Here is a 5,003-nt window from a genome sequence, read left to right on the forward strand (position 1 = left end):
AAATAACATTATTCAGTTAATATATCATATGTCGACACGACGACTTTCATTTATTTTCGCCATATCACTGGTGATCTTTCTTGTAGTGCTGAGCACCGGATGTACGAGTACTACACCCGCATCACAGACCACAACAACCCCAACCGCGAATCCGACGGTGATTCCAACCGCGAATGTAACTGTGAATGCAACTGCTAATCTAACAGTGATTCCAACCACGACTGCCACACCTGTCGTACATAGTTCAAAAACGCTTATTATTGCTACAACAACAAGTCTCTACGATACTGGACTTCTCAACCACATACAGGATATTTACCAGAATGAAACCGGCGTTAAACTGATGATCACGTCGCAGGGCACAGGTCAGGCAATCCAGCTCGCACAGCGGGGCGATGCGGATCTCCTGCTTGTGCACTCCCCATCACAGGAACAGACCTTCATCAGTAACGGATACGGTACAAACACACGCTGCTTTGCGTACAATTATTTCATGATTGTCGGTCCATCAAGTGATCCAGCCGGCATTGCAAATCTTACTCCTACCGCTGCATTTGCAAAGATCCGGGCAGCGGGCATAAACGGTACGGCAAACGTTTCCTTTGTGTCACGCGGTGACGGCTCCGGTACCCACACAGCCGAGCAGGGACTCTGGAAAAAAGCCGGGTTCAATTACACGACTGACATCTCAAATTCTTCAGGTTCCTGGTATCTTTCAATCGGAAAGGGAATGGGCGACACACTGGTCTTTGCCAGCCAGAAAAATGCATACACGCTGACCGATGAGGGGACATTCCTTGCGTATAAGAGCAAGCTTCAGCTGACGCCCCTTGTGACAAAAGGGAACGATCTTCTGAACCGGTACAGTGCTATCGCGGTGGATCCGGCAAAGAACCCGAATGTCAACGAGGTACAGGCCGACCGGTTCATCAACTGGCTTATGTCAGATGAGGGGAAGCAGGTTGTCGGTTCTTATGGTGTGGATACATACGGCAAGAGTCTTTTTACGTCACTGACACCTGATGTGAGTTCGGTAGCACCATTCAATTGTACAAGCTCGGGATTCGTATCACCGGTATAACCCCTCCCTGACTTTTCCTTTTTTTTTAAATTCCGGCTGAACGAGGTTCTTTTTTTCCTATGGAGGTTTCTAAAAATGGGTTTTGGGCAGTTGAGAGAGGTGAGCTGATCCGCAGAGCATTGGAAGCAGAAAAGAGGCGGGGATTAATCAGGGTATACCTATTGATTTATTACCTGAACAGAAATACCATAAAAACAAGCCAATGGTTCACCTCACACCTCAGAAAGTATTCGAGACCGCTCTCTGGATACAACTCTGTGACACGAAAAAACTGGATATCGATTTTTTCCCGGAGCGTATCCGTATTCGTCTTCCGTCGCAACGCCATCTTTCGTTGTACTGTTCCGTCTCCAAAGATGACATGATGGCGACCCTGAACGATATGAAAAATCAGCACCTGATAAAAAAAGAACACCAGACCGGGACATGGACAACCTACAAAGGTAACCGGTTTGTCGCTGATATTATTGAAAAGCAATACCAGACGCAGGCCAGCATGCTGCTCGGAGAGAAAATGCTTCACCCCCTTCTTGAGCGCCTCAGGACCTCAAAGCCGGAACTAAAGGAACTTTCCAAGGAAAAAGATGTTATCAGATCCTCTGTTGAGCCCCAGAAAACATCGCCTTCAGTAGACCGGAAGATCCTGAAACTCTATGTCTGTGAATGCTGTCAGAGTAAATTTTATACAAACGATAGGCGGCGGAAATACTGCGACTGGTGCAAATCACCTCCCTGTATGATAAAAACCGATTGCGGAAAACACGGGACAAGATGAAGTAATATCTTATTCCTGACAATTACCCCTTTGTCGCAGCCTTAAATTAATATCCCGGACCACACCAACTAACGGCGATGAAATCGCCACTAACCGCCATTGTTCCGGCTGATGACTTCTACCTACGTATGGTAGATGCGGCGGATGACTGAGGATCAACAAACCTAATATATCAATTTGTGAATACTACTTGTGTCTCCTTACAATTCGTGCACTGAAAACGGTAAGGTGACAACATGCCGTTTTATCCACTTCTGCTGCTGTCGTTCCGTATGACTTATTCTATATCAGCTTAAAGCGGGTTCACTGACATTTTCCTGATCATCCCGTTTGCGGTATATAATCTCATCAGGCTGTTATTCCCGGCCCATCTAACATAGACGGCAGAGCTCCGCCATGCGTTTCTGTGGGCATCTCTATGAGGTGAATTAGAAAAGTGTCGATCACTGGATATGTTCCCGACCGACATTTGTCAGCGAGTAGATGATCCAGTTGCCGTGATATTCCCCTCAATAAGGCAGCGAACTGGTTATTCACCCTTATCCCCCGGCAACAGGTGGAAACAGCGCGATTATATCCCCGTCATCGAGCGGCGTATCAAGTCCCGCAAGAAAATGGATGTTCCTGCCATTTTTGAGAATGTTGACGTAATCCCTGAAGGTTTCCGGGGCGGCAAATATCAGATTATTCAGGCCCTCATAACGTCCGGTGAGCTCAGCGAGAAGTAAGCGGATGGTTGCATTCTCCGGGAAATCTATACGGATCTGCGCATCCATGACCTCCCGGAGGGTAGCAAACGATTTGACGGTGATGGTTATATCGTTCTGTGGGGTATTCATCACATTCTGGTATCAGCTCTACATCGTGTTCAGATCTTTCTTTACCGCTGGAAGCACCGGGTACTCCTTAATCAGATACAATGCAGGGATATTCCCCTTGCTGCACTCCTGGTTATGTTACGTAAGCCCCAGTTCCCGGCGTTTCTCCTTTGTCGGCGTCCCTTCCTTATCCCAGCCGCGCAGGGTGTAGTACTCATCGAGCATCCCCTCCGGTCTCCACACCTGCCCGGTGGGTGCACCTTCTTTGAGGGGTTCGTTTAGGAGACGGGCCGGTAAAGTGTCGTCCTTGCGGCCAAACCCACGCTGGATGTTGTAGAGTTTCTGGAGGTTCCAGATCCGTTCGCCGGTCTTCAGCAACCCGGCCGGGTCGGTCTTGATACCCGTAGCCGCGGTGAGAAGGTCCGCATAGTCCTGTGCATCGAGAGCAAACGAGGTGAACAGGCACATGCCCGATGCATCAATGGCCGCTGTCAGGTCCTGGAACGTCTTGACCCACTGCGGTTTTCCCTTGGTCACGTATGGGTCGAGTTTCTCCGGCACCCCAAGCACTTCGGGAGAGATCATGTACCCGTACACGTGGTCGCCGCCCCGGACCGATGTGGCAGTCGCAAGCCCGTATCCCTGGATCCCCCGGGGATCATATGCCGGCAGTTCCTGTTTCTTGGAGCTCATCGATAATTCGGGATGCCCGTATTTCGTGGCGAACCGGAATGAGCCCTCGGCCAGTTCATTGCCGATATCTTCGCGCTTTGCGATCTGCTCTACCAGTTGTAACATCCCTTTCACGTCACCGAACCGGACCGGGTGCTTGACATAGCCCTTCTCTGCCATCTCCATCAGGCAGGCTATCGTTGTCGGCGTCGAGATCGCATCGAGCCCGTACTCATTGCAGATGTTATTCGCCCGGGCGACCGTTTTGAGATCATCGATCCCGCAGTCCGGCCCGAACGCCCAGTCGGGCTCGTACTCCGGGCCTTCCCCGGACTCGCCGTCAAATTCGCAGACCCGGCCACACTTCACGATGCAGGCATAGCAGCCCTTGGATTGCTTGAGGATGGTTGCTGCCATAGTCTCGCCGGAGACCTTCTCCGCCGCCGGGAAGTGGGCGCTCTGGAAGTTTCGGGTCGGCAGGACATAGTTCTCGTTGATGATGTTGACGAGCACCGCGGTACCGTATTTCTTCAGCGCCTGTGCGATCCCGTTCTCCTCGATCTTCTTGCGCACGCGGTCCTTGACTATGTTGAGATTCTCTTCATCCACTGCCTTGATGGGCAGGTCTCCCCGGGCTGCAATCGCTTTCAGATTCTTTGAGCCCATGACAGCGCCGGCACCCCCGCGTCCGGCAGCCCGTGTTTTTTCGTTGATGATGCAGGCGAACAGCACGAGTTTCTCTCCTGCCGGCCCTATGCAGGAGACACGGACACTCTTGTCATTCAGTTCGTCCACGATTGCATCGGTCGTCTGCCCGGTTGTTTTACCCCAGAGATGTGCCGCATCCCGGAGTTCAGCCTTCCCGTTATCCAGAAGGAGGTATACCGGCTTCTTCGCTTTGCCGGACACGACAACCGCATCGAACCCCGCCTTCTTCATCTTCCAGCCAAAGATCCCTCCGCTGTTGGCGCTCATCGCAGTCTCGGTGAGCGGCGAGATAGTCGAGACCTCGTACCGGCTCCCTAAAGGAATGCCGGTGCCGGTCAGGGGCCCTGCAGCATACACGAGAACATTCCTGTCACTCAGCGGATCGATCTTTGGATCAACCATGTCGGTCAGAAGCCGGATGCCAAACCCACGCCCGCCAATATACTCCTTTTTGAGTCCCGCCGGCGTGGGTTTGATAGTCACCTTCCCTGCCGAGAGATCAGCATAGATCATCTTTCCTGCGTATCCGTCCATGATGGTTACCAAACGCTTACTTTATGGTTATAGGTATTAAAGTAAAGGTTGTATAAAAAATTTAAAATATTAACTAAAACGGATTGTTAATGTATATCACCAAATCAGAAAACCCGTATCAGCCAATGATAACGATACACCAGGTACAACAAGACAACCGCACGAAGTATGGGGGTACCCCCTCTTTCGTACGAAGGTGGCACCCCCATCCCCGGGCCAAAAGAGGGGGTAGGGGGTATCGCTTTAAAAAAATTGGTCGGGGGGTCGGGATACCTCTCCATTTTGGGGGAGGGGGGTACCCCTTTGCCTAAAGAGAGGCCCCTCCCCCCATGACTGCTGCCGGCAAAATATGTATTCAGACGATAACTTCACGCGAAGCACAGGTCGCGCAGGTGCAATCAAGGGGGGGTAGTCC

The 5,003-nt window shown here is 51.2% G+C and carries 4 protein-coding genes and 1 riboswitch; of the genes, 2 read left to right on the plus strand and 2 right to left on the minus strand.

The window, feature by feature from the left end; translation table 11 throughout:
- The first annotated feature begins 28 nt into the window (after nucleotides 1-28).
- Together QZN75_RS00315 and QZN75_RS00320 are read left to right on the plus strand one after the other, a co-directional pair.
- Nucleotides 29-1,081 (plus strand): substrate-binding domain-containing protein, encoded by a 1,053-nt coding sequence (locus QZN75_RS00315; RefSeq protein ID WP_292423236.1) that lies wholly within the window; start codon nucleotides 29-31, stop codon nucleotides 1,079-1,081.
- 202 nt (nucleotides 1,082-1,283) lie between these two features.
- Nucleotides 1,284-1,856: a hypothetical protein gene (locus QZN75_RS00320; RefSeq protein ID WP_292423240.1), complete on the plus strand. Its 573-nt coding sequence runs from the start codon at nucleotides 1,284-1,286 to the stop codon at nucleotides 1,854-1,856.
- A gap of 64 nt (nucleotides 1,857-1,920) precedes the next feature.
- Nucleotides 1,921-1,984: riboswitch (Fluoride riboswitch) on the plus strand.
- Between the two features lie 411 nt (nucleotides 1,985-2,395).
- Here the strand turns inward: QZN75_RS00320 and QZN75_RS00325 are convergent.
- Nucleotides 2,396-2,695, minus strand: a complete 300-nt coding sequence (locus tag QZN75_RS00325) for a ubiquitin-like small modifier protein 1 (protein WP_292423243.1) — start codon at nucleotides 2,693-2,695, stop codon at nucleotides 2,396-2,398.
- Between the two features lie 117 nt (nucleotides 2,696-2,812).
- Nucleotides 2,813-4,588, minus strand: coding sequence for an aldehyde ferredoxin oxidoreductase family protein (locus QZN75_RS00330; protein ID WP_292423246.1), 1,776 nt, complete (start codon nucleotides 4,586-4,588; stop codon nucleotides 2,813-2,815).
- Between the last annotated feature and the right edge of the window lie 415 nt (nucleotides 4,589-5,003).

This window comes from Methanoregula sp., from assembly GCF_003170075.1.
In the GTDB taxonomy this organism is placed as follows: Archaea; Halobacteriota; Methanomicrobia; order Methanomicrobiales; family Methanospirillaceae; genus Methanoregula.